The 21,167-nt window shown below is 43.2% G+C and carries 17 protein-coding genes and 1 pseudogene; 10 read left to right on the top strand and 8 right to left on the bottom strand.

The features are described from left to right. Positions 1–1,748: 1,748 nt before the first annotated feature. The 4 genes from accC to ACGF49_RS21410 form a co-directional block, all read right to left on the bottom strand. Positions 1,749–3,098, bottom strand: coding sequence for an acetyl-CoA carboxylase biotin carboxylase subunit (accC, locus tag ACGF49_RS21395; RefSeq protein ID WP_113043669.1), 1,350 nt, complete (start codon positions 3,096–3,098; stop codon positions 1,749–1,751). Positions 3,099–3,110: 12 nt separating this feature from the next. After that, positions 3,111–3,581, bottom strand: coding sequence for an acetyl-CoA carboxylase biotin carboxyl carrier protein (gene accB / locus ACGF49_RS21400; RefSeq protein WP_113043670.1), 471 nt, complete (start codon positions 3,579–3,581; stop codon positions 3,111–3,113). Positions 3,582–3,610: 29 nt separating this feature from the next. After that, positions 3,611–4,063: a type II 3-dehydroquinate dehydratase gene (aroQ, locus tag ACGF49_RS21405; RefSeq protein WP_113043671.1), complete on the bottom strand. Its 453-nt coding sequence runs from the start codon at positions 4,061–4,063 to the stop codon at positions 3,611–3,613. Positions 4,064–4,271: 208 nt separating this feature from the next. Next, the gene (locus ACGF49_RS21410) at positions 4,272–5,249 is read right to left on the bottom strand and encodes an MDR family oxidoreductase (RefSeq protein ID WP_113043672.1); all 978 of its coding nucleotides are present in this window, start codon (positions 5,247–5,249) and stop codon (positions 4,272–4,274) included. 642 nt (positions 5,250–5,891) lie between these two features. Here ACGF49_RS21410 and mreB point away from each other — a divergent pair. The 9 genes and pseudogenes from mreB to ACGF49_RS21455 form a co-directional block, all read left to right on the top strand. After that, positions 5,892–6,935: a rod shape-determining protein MreB gene (gene mreB / locus ACGF49_RS21415; RefSeq protein ID WP_387492700.1), complete on the top strand. Its 1,044-nt coding sequence runs from the start codon at positions 5,892–5,894 to the stop codon at positions 6,933–6,935. A gap of 110 nt (positions 6,936–7,045) precedes the next feature. Then, entirely contained in the window at positions 7,046–8,080 is a 1,035-nt protein-coding gene (mreC, locus tag ACGF49_RS21420; protein WP_112896274.1) for a rod shape-determining protein MreC, read from the top strand. Further along, complete coding sequence (gene mreD / locus ACGF49_RS21425; RefSeq protein WP_112879257.1) at positions 8,080–8,568, top strand: rod shape-determining protein MreD; 489 nt, start codon at positions 8,080–8,082, stop codon at positions 8,566–8,568. Before mreC ends, mreD begins: the two co-directional genes overlap by 1 nt. A gap of 207 nt (positions 8,569–8,775) precedes the next feature. Beyond that, on the top strand, positions 8,776–9,363 hold the full coding sequence (locus tag ACGF49_RS21430) for a nucleoside triphosphate pyrophosphatase (RefSeq protein WP_228900916.1): 588 nt from the start codon (positions 8,776–8,778) through the stop codon (positions 9,361–9,363). Then, a complete protein-coding gene (gene rng, locus ACGF49_RS21435; protein WP_113043674.1) occupies positions 9,360–10,829 on the top strand; it encodes a ribonuclease G in 1,470 nt (489 codons plus the stop codon). The genes ACGF49_RS21430 and rng overlap by 4 nt, the downstream gene beginning before the upstream one ends. Before the next feature lie 47 nt (positions 10,830–10,876). Further along, complete coding sequence (gene yhdP / locus ACGF49_RS21440; protein WP_271859659.1) at positions 10,877–14,671, top strand: AsmA2 domain-containing protein YhdP; 3,795 nt, start codon at positions 10,877–10,879, stop codon at positions 14,669–14,671. Continuing rightward, positions 14,668–15,525, top strand: coding sequence for a deaminated glutathione amidase (gene nit1 / locus ACGF49_RS21445; protein WP_113043676.1), 858 nt, complete (start codon positions 14,668–14,670; stop codon positions 15,523–15,525). Before yhdP ends, nit1 begins: the two co-directional genes overlap by 4 nt. A 5-nt stretch (positions 15,526–15,530) precedes the next feature. After that, on the top strand, positions 15,531–16,976 hold the full coding sequence (tldD, locus tag ACGF49_RS21450) for a metalloprotease TldD (protein ID WP_228900914.1): 1,446 nt from the start codon (positions 15,531–15,533) through the stop codon (positions 16,974–16,976). A 36-nt stretch (positions 16,977–17,012) separates the two neighbouring features. Next, a pseudogene (locus ACGF49_RS21455) lies at positions 17,013–17,156 on the top strand (RNA-guided endonuclease TnpB family protein); the annotation flags it as partial. A gap of 74 nt (positions 17,157–17,230) precedes the next feature. On the opposite strand, the gene yjgA reads toward ACGF49_RS21455, so the two are convergent. Next, on the bottom strand, positions 17,231–17,776 hold the full coding sequence (gene yjgA / locus ACGF49_RS21460; RefSeq protein WP_387492708.1) for a ribosome biogenesis factor YjgA: 546 nt from the start codon (positions 17,774–17,776) through the stop codon (positions 17,231–17,233). A 201-nt stretch (positions 17,777–17,977) separates the two neighbouring features. Here yjgA and pmbA point away from each other — a divergent pair, with 201 nt between their 5' ends. Continuing rightward, positions 17,978–19,318, top strand: a complete 1,341-nt coding sequence (gene pmbA / locus ACGF49_RS21465; protein WP_228900913.1) for a metalloprotease PmbA — start codon at positions 17,978–17,980, stop codon at positions 19,316–19,318. A 54-nt stretch (positions 19,319–19,372) separates the two neighbouring features. Here pmbA and rnk read toward each other — a convergent pair whose 3' ends face one another. The 3 genes from rnk to rapZ all read right to left on the bottom strand — a co-directional run bounded on the left by rnk (position 19,373) and on the right by rapZ (position 21,095). Further along, the gene (gene rnk / locus ACGF49_RS21470) at positions 19,373–19,783 is read right to left on the bottom strand and encodes a nucleoside diphosphate kinase regulator (RefSeq protein WP_112879249.1); all 411 of its coding nucleotides are present in this window, start codon (positions 19,781–19,783) and stop codon (positions 19,373–19,375) included. A 188-nt stretch (positions 19,784–19,971) separates the two neighbouring features. Further along, positions 19,972–20,244, bottom strand: coding sequence for a PTS phosphocarrier protein NPr (npr, locus tag ACGF49_RS21475; protein WP_011148174.1), 273 nt, complete (start codon positions 20,242–20,244; stop codon positions 19,972–19,974). Further along, positions 20,244–21,095, bottom strand: coding sequence for an RNase adapter RapZ (rapZ, locus tag ACGF49_RS21480; RefSeq protein ID WP_011148173.1), 852 nt, complete (start codon positions 21,093–21,095; stop codon positions 20,244–20,246). Before rapZ ends, npr begins: the two co-directional genes overlap by 1 nt. Positions 21,096–21,167: the final 72 nt, after the last annotated feature.

A 21,167-nucleotide genomic window follows, 5' to 3' on the forward strand; every position in this document is an offset into this window, starting at 1 on the left:
GTGGATAAATAACGGTAAACAGATAAGATTGCAACAAGAATAAAGCGTGGCTTATTTTGTACGGTTAATTCGTCATCTTATGGATAAAAAATGATCATGCGTTAGCCCTGGTAGTATTATTTATATAACGGGTAATAGAGGCGATAAAGAAATAAGTAAAAAACAAATAATAGAAACTAAAATAGGAATGAAAAATGGTTAATAATATATACCCTATGGATTTCAAGATGCATCGCGGCGGCAAGGGAGCGAATCCCCGGGAGCATAGATAACTATGTGACCGGGGTGAGTGAGTGCAGCCAACAAAGAGGCAATTTGAAAGATGACGGGTATAGAACATAATCATGCTCGCGCTTTCAAAAACGATATAGCAATATCCAAATCATTTGTGAAGTTGACGGGCAATGGTTTTTATAAAGAGGAACGGTTTAATCGAACCGTAGAAAAGCCATATTATTGGCGAGTTAAAATAGTGTAAAGCCAGTTTAAATTACAGGCTCCACTTTGAGTTTTATCATGAGCAGGTTTTAAACTGTTATTTAAAGTCACTGTTTTAATTTAGGGTTTTAATCAGTATAGTGTTTTGACGGTTTGTGATCACTTTTACCACTTGATTTTTATTAAGTTTAATCACTATAGGATATCTTATTTTACGTCAAACCAACGTTAATCATACCCTTTATTGATGCTGTTTTACCGGCAATTCTGAGTAGTTTTAATAAATCACTACCCTTGATGTTTTTTCAGATAATCCCCTTTTTTTCAGGGTGTTAATCCTGCCAGATTAATCGTTTTATCCATTTTTTTATTGCGTTGTTTTTATGGTTTTCTTCATAAAATAACGATGATAAAGCGCGTTAATACCCATCTGTTCGGATAATATGCTTTTGCATGCTGATTTCTTTTCGACTTTCTTTTAATGGTTGATGACTTCGATTAAATATAATTAACTCTCCTTTTGAAAAGTTGCATGTATTTAGTTAAATCCGCTTTTTATATAAAAGCTTTAATATCTCTGTATTTTCGCTTTTAAATGGTCATGACAGATTTGGTAATTATAAAATAAACGGAGTATAGTATCGCTGATAAATGCATTAAATATGGCAGGGAGTAAACTGTTTTTTAGTCATTCTGTCTTGCTTAAAAAGCTAGTATTAATCGGAACCTATTTTTTTAACCTTTGTCTGATGGATAACTGAGTTAATCATCTTTAATGCTTTTAAACGTTTTTGTTCTTTTTTCCATGTTTAATCTAAAAGCTTCTCAACTTTTTTTAACGATTATCCTCATTTTTCGTAAACTTCTTTCAGTCATGCAAAATCTTTTGTTTGAGAAAATTTTCTTAATGCGGTTAATCCTGTTGAATGTTTTGATACAATCTCATCTTCTTGTTTTTTGATTAACGCTATTATTTTGTCATGTGGTTAATAGATTCAAAAGCCGTTTTTCCTGATGTTTTCTCTTCCAATATCAGTATAGTATCGAGTTTTTTACCTGCTTTAAAAAATCTTTAATTACTTTCGGTTTTACCTTTAATGACTAACGTTTTTACCGGTTTTTTCGTGATGCACTTGCCCTTTTTCCAGATTTTAAAATCACACTGATTTTACCTCAAGGTGGGTTTTAACGTGGTGGTAAACTCCGTTTGGCGAACAGAACTTGATTAAAATTAAAAAGCGGCGCTTTGTCAGTAATTTGAAGGAGCGTTTAAGCGCTCCTTCAAAGATATTGATGTCATTAAACCAGTTTTAAGTTTCCTGTAATCCCAGTTTTTTCTCCAGATAGTGGATATTCGTGCCACCATTCTGAAAGTTTTCATCATTCATAATCGTCTGTTGAAGCTCGATATTTGTTTTGATGCCATCAATGATCAATTCTGCCAATGCATTTTTCATACGGGCAATGGCATTGTCACGATTTTCACCGTAAGTAATCAGCTTACCAATCATTGAATCATAGTAAGGGGGAACGGTGTAGCCAGCATAAATATGTGATTCCCAACGTACGCCAAATCCACCTGGTGAGTGGAAGCGGGTAATTTTTCCTGGGCTTGGCAGGAATGTGTTCGGATCTTCGGCATTGATACGACACTCAATGGCGTGACCACGAATAACAACATCTTTCTGCTTAATTGAAAGTGGCATACCTGCGGCAATCCGCAACTGCTCTTTAATCAAGTCAACACCGGTAATCATTTCTGTAACTGGATGTTCGACCTGAATACGGGTGTTCATCTCAATGAAGTAGAACTCGCCGTTTTCATACAGGAATTCGAAAGTACCAGCGCCACGATAGCCAATTTCAATACATGCGTTAGCACAACGTTCACCAATACTGCGGCGCATCTCTGGCGTGATACCCGGAGCAGGGGCTTCTTCGACAACTTTCTGGTGACGGCGTTGCATAGAGCAATCACGTTCAGCCAGATAAATTGCTTGACCTTGACCGTCGGCCAATACCTGGATTTCAATATGACGTGGATTCTCAAGGAATTTTTCCATATAAACCATATCGTTATTGAAAGCAGCTTTTGCTTCCGCACGGGTCATATTGATTGATTGTTCCAGATCTTTATCACTGCGGACGACGCGCATACCGCGACCACCACCACCGCCGGATGCTTTGATGATGACAGGATAGCCGATGCGTTTAGCGATGGTTTTGTTTTTCTCTGTGTCATCAGACAATGGACCATCAGAGCCTGGTACACAAGGAACCCCTGCTTTTTTCATCGCATTGATAGCAGAAACTTTATCACCCATCAGGCGGATCGTTTCTGCTTTTGGGCCGATAAAAATAAAGCCGGAACGTTCAACCTGTTCAGCAAAATCTGCATTTTCAGACAGAAAACCGTAGCCAGGGTGAATGGCTACTGCGCCAGCGATTTCTGCCGCAGAAATAATCGCAGGGATATTAAGATAGCTTTTTGCAGAAGCTGCCGGGCCGATACAGATAGTTTCATCTGCCAGCAGTACGTGTTTTAAATCACGATCCGCAGAGGAATGTACCGCAACGGTTTTGATCCCTAACTCTTTACAAGCTCGCAGGATACGCAGGGCAATTTCACCACGGTTAGCAATTACAATTTTATCAAGCATGGGAACGCCTCGTTATTCGATGACGACCAATGGCTCGTCAAATTCAACGGGTTGACCGTTTTCCACAAGAATCGCTTTAACCACACCTGCTTTGTCGGCTTCAATCTGATTCATCATTTTCATTGCTTCAACGATGCAGAGGGTATCACCCACATTGACACGTTGGCCGATTTCGATAAACGGTTTCGCATCTGGGCTAGGTGTACGATAGAAGGTACCTACCATTGGAGAACGAACAACGTGGCCGTCGATTGCAACCGATCTGTCGCTGATCGTTTCTGGTAGAGCTTGAGAAGGCGCAACAGCGCTAGCCAGCGCAGGTTGTTGCGCTTGGACGGGAATATATTGTTGAGCTGCCGGAAAACTCTGGGGGGCTAATGCGCGGCTGATGCGCACTGACTCTTCCCCTTCAGAAATTTCCAGTTCAGAAATGCCAGATTCTTCAACCAGCTCGATCAGTTTTTTTATCTTACGAATATCCATGAGTGTGATTCCGTACTCTTCTGTTTTATTTAGTTGAGTTTTGACAAGCGGTTTACCGCTGCCTGTAATGCAAAGCTATAGCCATCTTCCCCTAAACCGCAGATTACACCAACAGCAAGATCTGAAAGATATGAGTGATGACGAAATGGCTCGCGGGCGTGAACATTGGATAGGTGGATCTCAATAAATGGGATCTTCACTGTCAGCAATGCATCACGCAGTGCCACGCTGGTATGCGTGAATGCAGCAGGGTTAATCAAGATAAAATCAGTATTACCCTGTGCAGAATGAATTCTATTTATCAGCTCAAATTCTGCGTTGGATTGCAGGTGACTGAATTTGACCCCTGATTGATGGGCTTCTTCAGACAATTTGCTGACGATATCATCAAGCGTTAAGTTGCCATAGATATCAGGTTCCCGGGTTCCTAACATATTCAAGTTAGGGCCGTTAAGGAGTAAAATGTGAAACTTGTCTGCCATTGTGCTGGTATCTCCGGCAATTTGTCAACAACTGCCCAACATAATCCTATATTAACGATTTGTCATCTTTTTATAACAGCCACAAGTTCATTTCGGCGATAAAGCGCGACATTATAATCATATCGTAGCATTTAGCAGCTAAATACTGGTCTTATCAGAAAAAATGTCAAGAATAAAACAACCGTACTTTAGAGGCTAATCACAATTCTTAACGAACTCTTACCAATGTACGTCCTGTAACCTGGTTAGCTATCAATTTATTAGCGTATTCCACAGCTTGGTCTAGTGTGATTTCAGTCGTTGCTTGTTGATAAAAAGCAGCAGGCAGTAGCTCTTGCAGACGTTGCCACACGGCGGGGCGTTTGGCTGATGGAACCGTGACCGACTCTACACCTTGCAGGCGTATGTTGCGTAAAATAAATGGCATCACTGTTGTTGGCAGATTGGCATTGCTGGCAAGACCGCAGGCTGCAACGGTACCGTTATAGTGAGTTTGGGCCAGTATTGTTGCTAGTATATTATCGCCTACAGTATCAATGGCTCCTGCCCAAAGTTGTTTTTCCAATGGGCGCGGTGGTTGGCTAAATTCATGACGTGGCAGAACCTTTTTTGCCCCCAGGGACAACAAATATTCATGATTTTCTTGTCTGCCGCTAACGGCAACAACGGAATAGCCAAGTTGTGAGAGTAGCGCTATTGCTGTGCTTCCTACACCACCACTGGCGCCTGTCACAATAACATCACCATTTTCTGGCTTGACGCCACCTTGTTCCAAGGCGATAACACACAGCATTGCGGTAAAGCCAGCAGTACCAATGATCATTGCCTGTCGGCTATCCAAACCAATGGGTAAAGGCGTTAACCATTCCCCTGAAACTCTGGCTTGTTCTGCCAAGCCGCCCCAATGATTTTCTCCTACGCCCCAGCCGGTTAATAAAACATGCTGGCCGATATGAAAACGCGGATCTTCTGTGTGGTGTACGATTCCAGAGAAATCAATGCCCGGTATCATTGGAAATTGACGGATAATTTTCCCTTTACCTGTGATTGCCAATGCATCTTTATAGTTCAGGGTTGACCAGTGAATATCGACGGTAACATCCCCCTTGGGAAGATGAGAAGTCTCAACTTCTTCAATGGACGCTGTTAATTGATTCTGTTGTTGTTTGAGTAGCAAGGCTTTCATTGATCGTTCCGTTTTCTGTAATTGATTTTGTCATTAAATAAGAATAGATAAAAATGGGTGATTTACATAAGGAATATAAGAAAAAATAAAGTATTGATGGATTCTGAAACAGAATCTGTTCACATTTTTTCTATGATGTCGGTATCGGATTTCAGACTATTACCTATCGAGATCTATTTCAGAAAATTCTGTTTTTTATTATTTATTAGCAGAAAGTATTGTATTTTAGTCGCAATTTATTACATCATTAATTTGTTCACTACATAGACTACGTACTTGTAGTTAAATATTGGAAATAGTGAGCAGAAGTGTGGGTCTTATGTGAACTTACAAGAATCGTTACTGGTCAAAAAACAGGAGCGGGTTTATTCGGGTTACGGTATCCGTGCCTAATGTTGAATTATGCAAAATCAGGTGGTTCTTGCATTCAGTTATGGAACAATTGGTAAAATTAACCCATTTTTATGCAGTTTTTTTCTGCTCCGTTTGGGAGAAGTAACGTAGAATATCGCTCTGTTGATATGAATAACGTAGCCACTTTTTTATTGAAGCAAGTGCTTGTGTGCCTTGTCGCTGCTTCATGTGGTTGGTAGAGTAGACGGGTTTCGTTCCGTCCCCAGCTTGCAGGATTATCCTTTCGCTATGTTTAAAAAATTTCGTGGCATGTTTTCCAACGACTTGTCTATTGACTTGGGTACCGCCAATACCCTTATTTATGTCAAAGGTCAGGGTATTGTATTGAATGAACCTTCTGTCGTCGCAATCCGTCAGGATCGTGCTGGTTCATCGAAAAGTGTTGCTGCCGTTGGGCAGGAAGCAAAGCAAATGCTGGGTCGAACACCGGGTAATATTGCGGCAATTCGTCCGATGAAAGATGGGGTGATTGCCGATTTTTATGTTACAGAGAAGATGCTGCAACACTTTATTAAGCAAGTTCATAGCAACAGTTTCATGCGTCCAAGCCCGCGAGTTTTGGTTTGTGTACCGGTTGGTGCAACTCAGGTTGAGCGTCGGGCAATCCGTGAATCTGCACTCAGTGCTGGCGCTCGTGAAGTATTTTTGATTGAAGAACCTATGGCTGCGGCGATTGGTGCAGGCTTACCTGTTTCTGAAGCCACTGGATCAATGGTTGTGGATATTGGTGGTGGCACGACGGAAGTGGCGGTTATCTCTTTGAACGGGGTTGTTTATTCATCTTCTGTACGTATCGGTGGTGATCGTTTTGATGAGGCTATTATCAATTACGTTCGTCGTAATTATGGTTCACTGATTGGTGAAGCAACGGCTGAGCGTATTAAGTACACGATCGGTTCTGCTTATCCTGGTGATGAGATGCTGGAGATTGAAGTGCGTGGTCGTAACTTGGCTGAAGGTGTGCCACGTGGCTTTACGCTTAACTCCAATGAAATTCTTGAAGCTCTGCAAGAGCCTTTAACGGGTATTGTCAGTGCTGTCATGGTCGCTCTTGAGCAGTGTCCTCCAGAATTGGCTTCCGATATTTCAGAACGAGGCATGATCTTGACCGGGGGTGGTGCATTATTGCGCAATCTTGACCGTTTACTGATAGAGGAAACCGGTATTCCTGTCATTGTTGCGGAAGATCCCTTGACGTGTGTTGCTCGTGGTGGCGGGAAAGCACTTGAAATGATCGACATGCATGGCGGTGAACTCTTCAGCGAGGAGTGAGTGTTAACTTGCAAGTGAGGGGGGAATGACGGGCAGCTCAGACCTCCTTGCGATTGCTGTCTGGGAATTCCATTGTTTATGAAACAGTACAGTTTGGAATAGCGCAGCTTATGAAGCCAATTTTTAGCAGAGGGCCTTCCCTGCAATTACGACTTTTCTTTGCTGTTATTGTTGCCATTGCTTTGGTTGTGGCAGACAGCCGCCTTGATGCTCTCAGTAAAGTCCGTAATTATATGGATACGGTAGTCAGTCCATTTTATTTTCTCGCCAATGGCCCGCGTCAAGTGCTTGATGGTGTGTCAGAAACCCTTGCTTCCCGTGAACAACTTCGATTGGAAAATCGTGCTTTACGCCAAGAATTATTGATGAAAAATAGCGATATGCTGTTGTTAGGCCAACTTAAACAGGAAAATTCCCGCTTGCGTGAGCTATTGGGATCACCTTTACGTCAGGATGAACACATGATGGTGACGCAGGTGATCTCCGGTAGGGCTAATCCTTATAGTGATCAGGTCGTCATCGATAAGGGATCAAGAGAAGGTGTTTATGAAGGGCAACCTGTTATCAGTGATAAAGGCATTGTTGGTCAGGTTGTTGCTGTCAGTCAGTTTACTAGCCGGGTATTACTGATTTGTGATACGACTCATGCTTTACCCATCCAGGTCTTACGTAATGATATCAGGGCTATTATTGCTGGTGCAGGTTGTACTGATGATTTGCAGTTTGAGTTATTACCGAGCAACACAGATATTCGGGTTGGGGATGTGTTGGTGACTTCTGGATTAGGGGGTCGCTTCCCGGAAGGTTATCCGGTTGCTGTGGTTTCGTCAGTTAAAGTCGATAATCAACGGGCTTATACTGTAATTCATGCTCGGCCAACGGCAGAATTACAGCGTTTGCGTTATTTGTTGTTGTTGTGGGGGGCAGATAATAATCCATCCGAACCATTGCCTCCATCAGAGGTTTATCGTGTAGCCAACGAACGTTTAATGCAAATGATGCCCCAGGTATTGCCACATGCAAATGAAATGGGACCACCTGCACCATCGTCGGTTTCTGATGAAGCAACCAAGACAACAGAAAGAGTAAAAGGTGCTGAATCGACAATAACGTCGGCTAAATTTATAAATTCGGGAAATCGTTAATGAATCAATACCGGAGTCATGGGCGTTGGATCATTTGGGTATCTTTCTTGATTGCAATGGTGCTGCAAATTATGCCGTGGCCGGAGCAAATTTATATGTATCGGCCAACTTGGTCGGCACTATTGTTGATTTACTGGGTGATGGCGTTACCGCATAGAGTCAGTGTTGGTACCGGTTTTATATTGGGGATCATCGTAGATTTGATTCAGGGAGCGACACTGGGTGTTAATGCTTTGGCTTACAGCCTTGTGAGTTATTTGGTGTCATTTAAGTTTCAATTATTTCGCAATATGGCACTTTGGCAGCAGGCTTTGGTTGTCATTGCTTTATCGGTACTGATGGATCTCAGCGTTTTTTGGGCAGAATTTTTGTTATCAAATGTTGCTTTTCATCCAGAAGTATTCTGGAACAGTTTGGTCAATGGTATTCTTTGGCCGTGGTTGTTCCTGTTAATGCGAAAAATCCGTCGTCAGTTTAATGTACATTAGTGGTCGGATCGCCGTTTTTAATGTCCTGACAGAGCTTATTCCAGCAGGCGTTACTGATGCAGGCCATTTTTTCCAATAACTTGAGGATACGAGTAGTGCGTATAACCGGAGCGTACATAATGTACGTGAGGATTAAGCTCTGCTCTAGGTTCAAAATGGCAAATGAAATAGCCTAATGAGATAGGTAGTAGTAAGGACGAGATCATCATGAAAACCCTTTATCTGGCTTCCGGCTCACCAAGGCGGCGTGAGCTGGTTGAATTATTGGACTTTAAATTTGAAATTCTTTCTCCTCAGGTAAAGGAGCAGTGGCAAGAGGGTGAAACTCCGCGTCAGTATGTCAGCCGATTAGCAAAAGATAAATCTCTAGCGGGAGTTGCTATTGCACCAGAGGATTTTCTGGTGTTGGGAGCGGATACTGTTGTTGTATTGAATGGTAAGATTCTAGAAAAACCACGTAGCGAGCAACATGCTGTTGCAATGCTCAGTGCACTTTCCGGTCAGCGTCATCAGGTGATGACAGCCATTGCTTTATCAGATAGTCAGCGTACCTTAAGTGATATAGTTATTACAGATGTAACCTTTCGCCAATTATCCACGCAGGAAATTTTGGATTATGTAGCAACCGGTGAGCCGATGGACAAAGCGGGAGCTTATGGTATTCAGGGAAAAGCGGGTTGCTTTGTTAAAACGCTGAATGGCAGTTATCACTCAGTTGTTGGTCTGCCATTGGTGGAAACGCACGAATTAATCACAAAGTTTTTTGCGTTAGTTGATGGGAAGGGGAACCTATGACAGCAGAGTTATTAGTCAACATCACACCATCCGAAACGCGCGTTGCTTACATTGATGGTGGGATTTTGCAAGAAATCCATATTGAAAGGGAAGCCAAAAGGGGAATTGTCGGCAATATTTATAAAGGTCGTGTAAGTCGGGTATTACCAGGAATGCAGGCTGCTTTTGTTGATATTGGGCTGGAAAAAGCCGCCTTTCTTCATGCCTCAGATATTATGCCTCATACGGAATGTATTGCCGGTGAGGAGCAAAAGAACTTTCATGTTAAGGATATTGCTGAGTTGGTTCGCCAGGGACAAGATTTAATGGTTCAGGTAGTGAAAGATCCCCTTGGTACCAAGGGTGCTCGGCTCACTACCGATATTACCTTACCTTCCCGTTATCTTGTATTTATGCCCGGTGCATCTCATGTCGGGGTTTCACAACGTATTGAAAGTGAAGAAGAGCGTAATCGCCTGAAAAATATTGTTGCTGATTATTGTGATGAACATGGTGGTTTCATTATTCGGACGGCTGCTGAGGGCGTTGGCGACGAAGAATTAGCTCAGGATGCGGCTTTCTTGAAACGATTGTGGAGTAAGGTGATGGAGCGTAAAAAGCGCAATGTCACTAAAAATAAACTTTATGGCGAATTGGCTTTGGCTCATCGTATTTTGCGTGATTTCGCCGGCGCGGCCCTTGATCGTATTCGTGTAGATTCTCGTTTGACGTTTACTCAGTTACAGGAATTTATTCGCGAATATATTCCTAAAATGACAGCCAGATTAGAGCTTTATAACGGTAGTCAGCCTATTTTCGATCTGTTTGATGTAGAAAATGAAATTCAGCGAGCACTCGATCGCAAAGTTGAATTAAAATCAGGTGGTTATTTGATTATTGACCAAACTGAAGCGATGACCACAATTGATATTAATACCGGCGCATTTGTTGGTCATCGTAATTTGGAAGAAACTATTTTTAATACCAATATTGAGGCGACGCAAGCTATTGCCAGACAATTAAGGCTGCGTAATCTAGGTGGTATTATTATTATCGATTTTATCGATATGAATAGCGAGGAGCATCGCCGACGGGTATTGGCTTCTCTTGAACAGGTGCTGAGTAAAGATCGTGTTAAAACCACGATTAATGGTTTTTCACAACTCGGGCTGGTGGAAATGACTCGTAAGCGGACTCGTGAAAGTATCGAGCATATACTTTGCGGCGATTGCCCTACTTGTAAAGGAAGGGGAACCGTGAAATCTGTTGAAACTGTCTGTTATGAGATTATGCGTGAAATTGTGCGAGTGCACCGGGCAGTTGACGCAGATCGTTTCCTTATTTATGCCTCACCCGCAGTGGCTGAAGCGTTGAAAGGAGAGGAATCTCATGCACTGGCGGAAGTGGAGATTTTTGTCGGTAAACAGGTAAAAGTTCAGACAGAACAGCTCTACAGTCAAGAACAATTTGACGTAGTTATGATGTAACCATCTGATTTGCTGACATAACAGCATTGGTAACCAAGGAGATGCGTGTGAGGCGACTGCCGGGAGTATTATTAGCGACAGCCGCAATAGTCATTATCATTGTGGCTTTGCTTGTTAGTGGATTACGTTTTCTACTGCCACATATTAATGATTACCGCCCACAATTATTCGCTAAAATTGAATCAATTATTGGTGTACCCATTGATGCTGGATATATTGCAGGAGAATGGGAATCTTTCGGGCCTGTTTTTGAATTACGTGATATCAGTGTAAAAACCGCAAATGCTGATGTGAAAGCGAAAAAGATCACGGTTGCATTGGATATCTGGTTATCTTTACTAAGGATGCGTTGGAATTTCCGCGATCTTACTTTTTATCAGTTACAAGTAGATTACTATCAACCGCTGTTTAATGATCAAAGCGGTAATATGTTTTCCCAATCGGATCTATTTTCTGATCTGTTTCTGGAGCAGTTTGATCATTTTAATCTGCAAGATAGCCGTTTTACTTTCCTTACTCCCTCTGGTGAACGCGCTGATCTTCTGTTACCACAATTAACCTGGCTGAATAAAGATAATCGTCACCGAGCTCAAGGGAAAATTAGTCTCTCTTCGATCAATAATCAGCATGGGGATATACAAGTTAAATTTGATTTGCATGACACTAATGGCATATTGGATAACGGTACTATTTATTTACAGGCAGATAATGTTGATGTTCATCCGTGGCTAAGCCATTGGTTGCAGGATAATACTGGGCTGAAGGATGCTGAGTTTAGTTTGTCTAGCTGGATTATGCTGAAAGATGGTCGGATTGATGGTGGTCAACTGCAACTCCGTCAGGGAAAAGCTAATTGGAAAGTTGCTAACAAATCCCACAACCTTTCTGTCAGTGATTTAGTGTTACGAATGCGTCGCCAAGATGGTGGTTGGTTGTTTGATGCACCTGAGCTGGCAAATTTGATCACTGATGGTCAACAATGGCCGTCAGGAAAAGTATCAGTGCTCTATCTACCGGAAGCCAAGAGAGCTGATGGTCATGATCATTGGCGTGTCCGGGCAAAAAACGTTCAACTTGAACGGCTAAGTAGCATTTTACCGACTTTTTCTTTTTTGACGTCTGATCTTGTGAAGGATTGGCAGCATCGTCAGCCACAAGGATTGGTAAAGTATCTTGCCCTCGATATTACACCCAAAATGGCAGATGATTCCCGAATCAGTATGCAATGGCAGAATGTCAGTTGGCAGCGTTGGCAGGAATTGCCTTCTATTGATAATTTCTCTGGTTCTCTCAATGGCAGCTTGCGGCAAGGCAAACTGAGTTTTGCATTGAAGAATAGTGTCGTTGATTATCGAGATATGTTCTTGGCACCGTTCGAGATATCCCAAAGTCATGGCGAAATACTCTGGCGGCAAGATGAGCGAGGCTTACAACTTTGGAGTCAAGGATTGGATTTGCAGGCGAAATCATTGTGGGTCAATGGTGATTTTCGTTATCAACAGCCTAAAGAACAGCCTCCTGCGCTGAATATTCTGGCGGGAATACGGGTTTATGATGCAGGTGATGCCTGGAGATATTTTCCAGAATCTTTGATGGGAACATCTCTGACTGACTATCTAACAGCTTCAATTATTAAAGGGCAGATAGAAAACGCGACTTTTGTTTTTCAAGGCAATCCAAAAGATTTCCCATTTGCAAAGAATAATGGTCAGTTTCAAGTTTTTGCTCCATTGCGTCATGCGACTTTTCAGTACCAACCAAATTGGCCGGCATTGCTAGATCTCAATATTGATCTTAATTTCCAGAATAACAGTTTATGGATGCTTGCTCCGCAAACGGCACTTGGTAAAGTGAAAGCTAGCAATGTTTCAGCAGTAATTTCTAATTATCGCAGTAAGAAATTGTTAATCAACGCTGATCTTCTGGGAGAAGGCAAAGATATTCATGAATATTTTACCCGTAGCCCGTTAGCAAATTCTGTTGGTGAAACGCTGGATATATTGCAGGTTGGTGGTCGGATTGCTGGTAATTTGCATTTGGATATTCCACTCAATGGTGGCAATGTGGATGCCCGTGGTGAGGTGACTTTAAACAATAATCACTTGTTGATTAAGCCTCTAGATAGCGAAATGAAAAATGTGAGTGGCCGGTTTCGCTTTGATAATGGTAATTTACAAAGCGGCAAATTATCGGCCCAATGGCTTGGGCAGCCTGTTACGGTTGATTTTTCTACTAAAAGTTTACCCAAAAACTACCGAGTCAATGTTGGTCTGAATGCGCATTGGGCTGTGGCAAAATTATCTAAATTTTCACCAGCGATTGCTAAAGCGTTTTCTGGCTCTGTTGATTGGGAAGGGAAGGTCGGTGTCAGTTTGCCGTTTCAGGGCAAGCCTCAATATGATATGAAAATCGACGTTGATTTATCACAAGTAGATAGTTATTTATCTGCCCTGAAAGCGGATGAACTGCGTGCTCTTCATATTCTGGCTGATGGTGATATGGAACAGTTGCAAGTAAAAGGCACTCTGGATAAACAGTATGCATTTAATACTCAATGGCGTCTGGCTGGGAAAAGCACTCAACTGTCACGTGGAATTTTACAAAGCAGCGATAAAATTCCTGATTTGCCTGAAAAATCCCTATTGGAATTGAATCTTCCGGTAGTTGAGGGGGAAGAGTGGTTAGGGCTGATTGCGCCTCTGACTTCTGGTTCTTCATTGGCAGGTATGTCAATGTTGCCACAGCATCTGCATATATCACTTCCATCACTGGATGCGGGGGGACAACGTTGGAATCAGTTATCGTTGGATGTGGAAAAACAGCTTTGGGGAACGCAGATCACTGCTAATAGTCGGGAAATCAGCGGTAAACTTAATATCCGTCATAGTGGCTCTTGGCAGATGAATTTGAGCCATCTTTACTATAATCCTCTGCAACATAGTCCTCTGCAAGCTGAATCGGATTTACCTAAGCAATCTCAGACAGGTACAACTCTGCGTTATTCGTTGAATCAATGGCCTTCGTTAGACATCATCTGTTCTGAATGTTGGATTATGGGATTGAAACTTGGGAAGGTGTCTGGTTCCCTGATTCCAGAAGGTAATTCGCTGGTATTAAGAGATGGAATAGTAGAAAACAGTGTCAGTAAACTAACTTTGGCAGGTCGTTGGCAAGAAGGGGCTGTAGGGAATAATACTCGTATTATGGGGCAATTTTCTGGTGAAAAGTTTGATGAGATGGCATCTTACCTTGGTATAGTCGTACCGATTGTAAATTCACCGTTTACCTTCCATTTTGATTTTAATTGGTGGGATACTCCGTGGAAACCCAATTTCCAGACGTTGAATGGCAATCTTAAAAGTGACTTAGGCAAAGGTGCTATTGAAAAATTGGGGGGAGGAAGTGCTGGTCAGTTACTAAAATTAGTCAGTTTTGATGCTCTGTTACGTAAATTACAGCTCGATTTTAGCGATACCTTTAGCCAGGATTTTGAATTTGATTCAATTCGTGGTGATGTTTCAGTAAAAAATGGGATACTCAAGACTGAAAACTTACGGGTTGATGGGTTGATTGCCGATGTGATAACGAAAGGTGAAATCGATCTTGTTCGCCAACAGATCAATATAGAAGCCATCGTCACACCGGAGATTTCTGCTACTGTGGGGGTAGCGACGGCTTTTGTCATCAATCCGATGGCAGGTGCTGCATTATTCGCAGCGACCAAGGTTTTGGGGCCGTTATGGAATAAGATATCCGTTATTCGTTACCGGATTACTGGTAATCTTGAGCAACCGAAAATTGATGAAGTTCTGCGTCAGCTTAAGGAGAATAGAGGAACATGAGAAACGTTAATGTTGCACTCTTGCAGTTATGTAGCGGTGAAAATATCAAACATAATTTGTCGCAAATTGAACAACAAATTAAGCAGTTGCCAGATACTATCAAGTTTGTCATGACCCCGGAAAATGCACTGTTGTTTGCTAATGCTGATAGCTATCGTAGGCATGCGGAACAACAGGGTCATGGGCCTTTGCAGCAAGCTGTTAGTGAGATTGCACGCCGTTATGGTGTTTGGTTATTAATCGGTTCTATGCCGCTTATCAGTCGTGAAAATCCTGAACGGCTCACCAGTAGTAGCCTGTTGTTTGATGATCAGGGTAAGATTTGCGCACGTTACGACAAAATCCATATGTTTGATGTCAATATTAATGATGAACATGGATCATATAATGAATCATCTGTTTTCCAGCGTGGGGAACATATTACCGTTGTAGATACACCTGTTGGGCGTCTCGGAATGACCATATGTTATGATCTGCGCTTCCCTGGGTTGTTTCAGGCATTACGTGAGCAAGGCGCTGAGTTGATATCTGTTCCTGCGGCATTTACTCGTTTAACAGGAAAAGCACATTGGGAGCCACTGTTACGGGCTCGCGCTATTGAAAACCAGTGTATTTTGTTAGCGCCGGCTCAGGTTGGTGTACATGGAACCCGTCAGACGTGGGGTCACTCAATGGCAGTGGATGGTTGGGGGAAAGTGATTAAGAAAAACCCCGATGCAGTCAGTGCATTACAACTGAATATCAGGGCAGATAGCTTGAAGATTATGCGTGAGCAGATGAAGGTGGTGAAACATAACCGCTTTCGACCGCAGTTGACTTCCTTGATTGAAAAAATACCGCAAATTAAAGAGTAGCAATTATGAGTTTAACTTCTGTCAGTGAACACCTACTGGCTGCAAATAAATTAAGCCATCAAGATCTGTTTTCAGTACTCGGTCAACTGGCTGAACGTCGGCTTGATTATGCCGATCTCTATTTTCAGTCCAGTTACCATGAATCTTGGGTGCTGGAAGATCGGATTATTAAGGATGGTTCCTATAATATTGATCAGGGGGTTGGCGTTAGGGCAATCAGTGGTGAAAAAACGGGTTTTGCTTATGCAGACCAGATCACGTTGAATGCGTTGCAACAAAGTGCACAGGCTGCCCGTAGCATCGTCCATGAAAAAGGGAATGGTAAAGCCCATACTTTTGGCGAAGTGACCTATTCTCAGCTTTATGCAGCAATTGATCCGCTGCAAAGTTTTTCCCGTGAAGAAAAAGTTGCGTTATTGCAGTGTGTGGATCAGGTGGCTCGTGCTGAAGATCCAAGAGTACAGGAAGTCAATGCCAGTCTGACAGGGATCTATGAACGGGTGTTGGTCGCGGCAACCGATGGGACCTTGGCGGCTGATATCCGTCCTCTCATTCGCTTATCTGTCACGGTGCTGGTGGAAGATAACGGCAAACGTGAACACGGCACTAGCGGTGGTGGTGGCCGTTACGGTTATGAATATTTTCTGGAAGTGGTTAGTGGTCAGATCCGTGCAGAACAATTTGCGCGTGAAGCTGTCCGTATGGCACTGGTGAATCTTTCCGCTGTTGCTGCACCTGCTGGTACCATGCCGGTTGTTCTAGGGGCTGGTTGGCCGGGAGTGTTGCTGCATGAAGCTGTTGGTCATGGGCTGGAAGGTGATTTTAACCGCCGTGGTACCTCGGTGTTTTCTGGTCAGATTGGTGAAAAAGTCGCGTCTGAACTCTGTACTGTGGTTGATGATGGCACAATAAAAGGTCGCCGGGGGTCATTGGCAATTGATGATGAAGGCGTTCCTGGACAATACAATGTATTGATTGAAAATGGCATTCTGAAAGGTTACATGCAAGATAAAATGAATGCGCGTCTGATGGGGGTCGCGCCGACGGGCAATGGTCGCCGTGAATCTTATGCCCATTTGCCAATGCCTCGTATGACTAATACCTATTTGCTGGCGGGTCATTCCACACCAGAAGAGATCATAAGTAGTGTAGAGAATGGTTTATATGCGCCAAATTTTGGTGGTGGTCAAGTGGATATCACTTCCGGTAAATTCGTGTTCTCGACATCGGAAGCTTATCTGATTGAGAACGGTAAAATTACCAAACCAGTGAAAGGTGCAACCCTTATCGGTTCCGGTATTGAGGCTATGCAGCAGATCTCTATGGTAGGAAACGATCTTGCTCTGGATAAAGGTGTTGGGGTTTGTGGCAAAGAGGGCCAGAGTGTCCCTGTTGGTGTTGGTCAGCCTACTTTGAAACTGGACAACTTGACCGTTGGAGGAACAGCCTGATTTTTGGTTGTTTATCCGAGATAGATCATTATAAGACACGAACGGATAGCCAATGCCCGTGCCGACTTTCAACACAAACTTTCTCGTGCAATTGTTGACGAAAACCAAGCGATAATGGTGGAGACGCGAAAGATGGCAAACCTGATGAAAAATTCTAAACTCGCCCGCGTAATCAGTGATAGAAGAACTGGAAGGGGAACTTAGTTTTAATATTTTCCCCTAACAGAAATTAGAACCTTACGGGTTTTAGGTCGTTAAGCGGATTCAGCCATATCTTTAAGATACTGGAAAATCTGACGATAAGATTTAGGTGGCTTATTTGCCGCCTTTTCTTTTTTGGCGTTGCGGATCAAAGTACGCAGTTGCTGGCGATCGGTTTGTGGGAATAACGCCACCACTTCATCAATAACATCGTCATTGCCATCAATCAATTTATCACGTAATTCTTCCAGTTTATGGAGCAGAGTGATTTGCTGATTATGACGATTTTTCAGTTTATCAAGCGCGGTGGTAATTGGCTCGACATCCCGAGTACGCAGCAGTTTACCAATAAATTGTAGTTGGCGACGGCGCCCCTCTCTTTTTATCTTCTGTGCAAGTTCAATGGCGGCCAGCAGATCCTCATCTAACGGAACGCGTTCAAGCGCACTTTTGCTGAGCTCAACCAATTCTGTACCCAGCTTTTTCAATGCTTCGGCATCACGTTTAATTTCACTTTTACTGACCCAAATTATCTCTTCCTCTTCCTCTTCCTCTTCGGCAGGAGAATCATTGAGCCAATCTTCAGGCTGCTTTGCCATAGTGGTTTTCCTTTTAAAAAGGCCGGAGCTGGCAGGTTTATTTTTGGAGCATGACCTGTAGCTCGGTGGGTGTTAACATCCTAATATCGTGTATTGTAACTGGGAAAAACGTCGGATTACCACTCGACATTGACTGTGTGGATAAAACGGTTCTGTTTTTCCGACAGATTTTCCCTTTATTCATCAAATTACAGGTAATTAATGAAAATCACGGATCAAATTGCGGAACAACGCAAACAACTGGAAAACGCAGTTTCACGGGCACTAGAGCTGGCAAAAGCGGGTTGTGATGCTGCGGAGGTTGCGGTTAATAAAACAACGGGTATTAGTGTCAGTACCCGCTTTGGTGAAATTGAAAATGTAGAATTCAATAGTGATGGTGCTCTGGGGATCACCGTATATCATCAGCAACGTAAAGGTAGCGCATCATCAACAGATTTAAGCCCGGATGCCATTGCCCGTACTGTTCAGGCTGCGATTGATATCGCTCGTTATACCTCTCAGGACCCGTGTGCTGGCCCGGCAGATAAAGCGCTACTGGCGTTTGAAGCGCCAGATCTTGATTTGTTCCATCCAACAGAGTTGGATGCGGATAAAGCAATTGAACTGGCTGCTCGTGCGGAACAAGCTGCATTACAGGCAGATAAGCGTATTACCAATACTGAAGGTGGCAGTTTTAACAGCCATTACGGTATCAGAGTGTTTGGTAACAGCCACGGTATGTTGCAAAGCTATTGCTCCAGTCGTCATTCTATGTCGAGTTGTGTGATTGCTGAACTTGATGGCGATATGGAACGGGATTATGCGTATACCATTAGTCGTCGTTTTGAAGATTTAAAATCGCCAGAATGGGTTGGGCAGGAGTGTGCTCGTCGTGCATTATCTCGTTTGTCGCCACGTAAATTACCGACTATGAAAGCACCGGTGTTGTTTGCTGCGGAGGTTGCAACGGGCCTTTTCGGTCATTTGGTTGGCGCTATCAGTGGTAGCAGTATTTACCGGAAATCCTCTTTCCTGCTTGATCATCTGGGCAAACAAATTCTGCCATCATGGCTGACAATTGAAGAACGGCCACACTTGCTGGCGGGGTTAGCATCTTCTCCATTTGATAGTGAAGGTGTTTCTACCAGCAATCGGGATATTATCAAGGATGGTATATTACAGACTTGGCTTCTGACCAGTTATTCTGCCCGTAAGCTAGGAATGGCAAGTACCGGCCATGCAGGAGGGATTCATAACTGGTGCATTGCAGGGCAAGGTCAAGATTTTGCAGATTTACTGCGTCAGATGGGAACTGGGTTAGTGGTCACTGAACTGATGGGGCAGGGAGTCAGTGCAGTAACTGGCGACTATTCCCGTGGTGCCGCTGGTTTTTGGGTAGAAAATGGTGAGATTCAGTATCCTGTCAGCGAGATTACTATTGCAGGCAATTTAAAGGATATGTGGGCCAATATGGTCACTATTGGGAATGATATTGAAACGCGTAGTAATATCCAGTGTGGTTCAGTCTTACTGCCGGAAATGAGTATCGCTGGTCAATAAGAGATACTCGTTTCCGATTACTTTAGCCAGCCCGGATCAAATGGGCTGGCTGAATTAACGGTGGAGCTCACCGGCAGCTTCTGGTTGGTAAAGTAATTCTAATACTTTGACGCGGGTTTCTTCGCCGTTTGGCAATTCCCAACTGATTTCGTCACCGATACGAAGGCCCAATAATGCAGCACCTAAAGGAGCCATAACAGAAAGCTGATCTGAACTGTCTTGCAGTGACGCTGGATAAACTAAAGTACGTACCCGTTCTTCATTGCTTGTCAGGTCAATAAAACGAACCCGGCTGTTCATCGTCACAACATCTGATGGAATTTCTGCTGGCGGTACAATCTCTGCACGATCCAGCTCCTCATTCAAAGCGTCAGCGATACTAGTATCTGCAAACGCTGGCTGTTCCAACAGGGAATCTAAACGTTCTGCGTCTAATTCGTTGATGATAATTGCTGGTTTAGTCATACCACACTCCAAATGGATTCCAATACAAAATAACACCCCGCACCATGAGGAGGGGGGTGTTATTTAAAATGATTAACCTGATAGTAGGCTGTTCTTACTGGAAAATAAAGAGATCATGATCACGAACTGTTTTGTGCTGCTAATGAAAACAGTGAAGGACATGATAATCCATAGGTGAGTGAGCAAGGTTATTCTTCGTCAAATCCCGAATTAAATAGATCAATAATAGCTGCAAGAGCCTGTTCTTCATCTGGGCCACTGGCTTCAACTTCAATATAGCTGCCTTTTTCTGAATCCAGCATCAACATAGCAATTACACTGCTGGCTTCGGCTTCAACATGGCTATCATTGCGTAAAATAACATGAGATTCAAAGAGCTGTACTAGATCATACAGCTTCATTGCTGGCCGGGCGTGCATTCCCAGCCGATTTTTGATTTCAAGTCTTTGCTTGACAGTCATTATTTTCGCTTTTCGAGAGTACGATGGCGCGACTGTACGTTTTTTCCTCTGGAACGAAAATAATCGGCCAACTGTTCTGCCACATAAACAGAACGGTGTTTACCGCCGGTACAGCCAATAGCAACGGTCAGATAGCTGCGGTTATTGGTTTCAAGCATAGGTAGCCAGAGTTCAAGATAACTGCGGGTTTGATAGATGAAGTTATGCACTTCCGTATGACGGTCGAGGAAAGCGGCTACAGGACGATCAAGACCGGTCATTGGCCGTAATTTGGGGTCCCAGTGTGGATTTGGTAGGAAGCGTACGTCAAAAACATAGTCGGCATCAATTGGAATGCCATGCTTAAAGCCGAAAGACTCAAAGACCATTGTCAACTCACGTTCCCGTTTGCCTAGCAGACGCGTTCTTAGCATTTCAGCCAATTCATGGACTGACATTTCAGAGGTGTCGATAATCAGGTCAGCTCTTGAACGAAGGGGTTCCAGCAGATCACTTTCTTGATCAATAGCGCTTTCCAGAGAAAGATTTTTGCTTGATAGCGGATGCAGACGGCGGGTGTCGCTATAACGGCGGATCAACGTATTACGTTCAGCATCAAGGAATAGTAATTGCGGTGAGAAACTCGCTGGTAGTTTAGTCAGAGCTTCTTCGAAAACTTCAGGTGATTCCGGCATGTTTCTTACATCAATACTAACCGCAGCAGAAATATCGCGGTCAGCTAGCGTATTTGCTAATTCCGGCAGTAATACTACCGGCAAGTTGTCTACACAATAAAAACCCATATCTTCCAGTGCGCGTAAGGCAACGGATTTACCTGAACCGGAACGACCACTGACTATCATCAGCACCATGAGGCGACTCCCCTTAATTTCTTAGTGGTTATTATGAGCCACTCTTATCTATTGCTATCCATGCATTGCAAC

Source organism: Photorhabdus sp. RM96S (genome assembly GCF_042879335.1).
Classification (GTDB): Bacteria; Pseudomonadota; Gammaproteobacteria; order Enterobacterales; family Enterobacteriaceae; genus Photorhabdus; species Photorhabdus kayaii.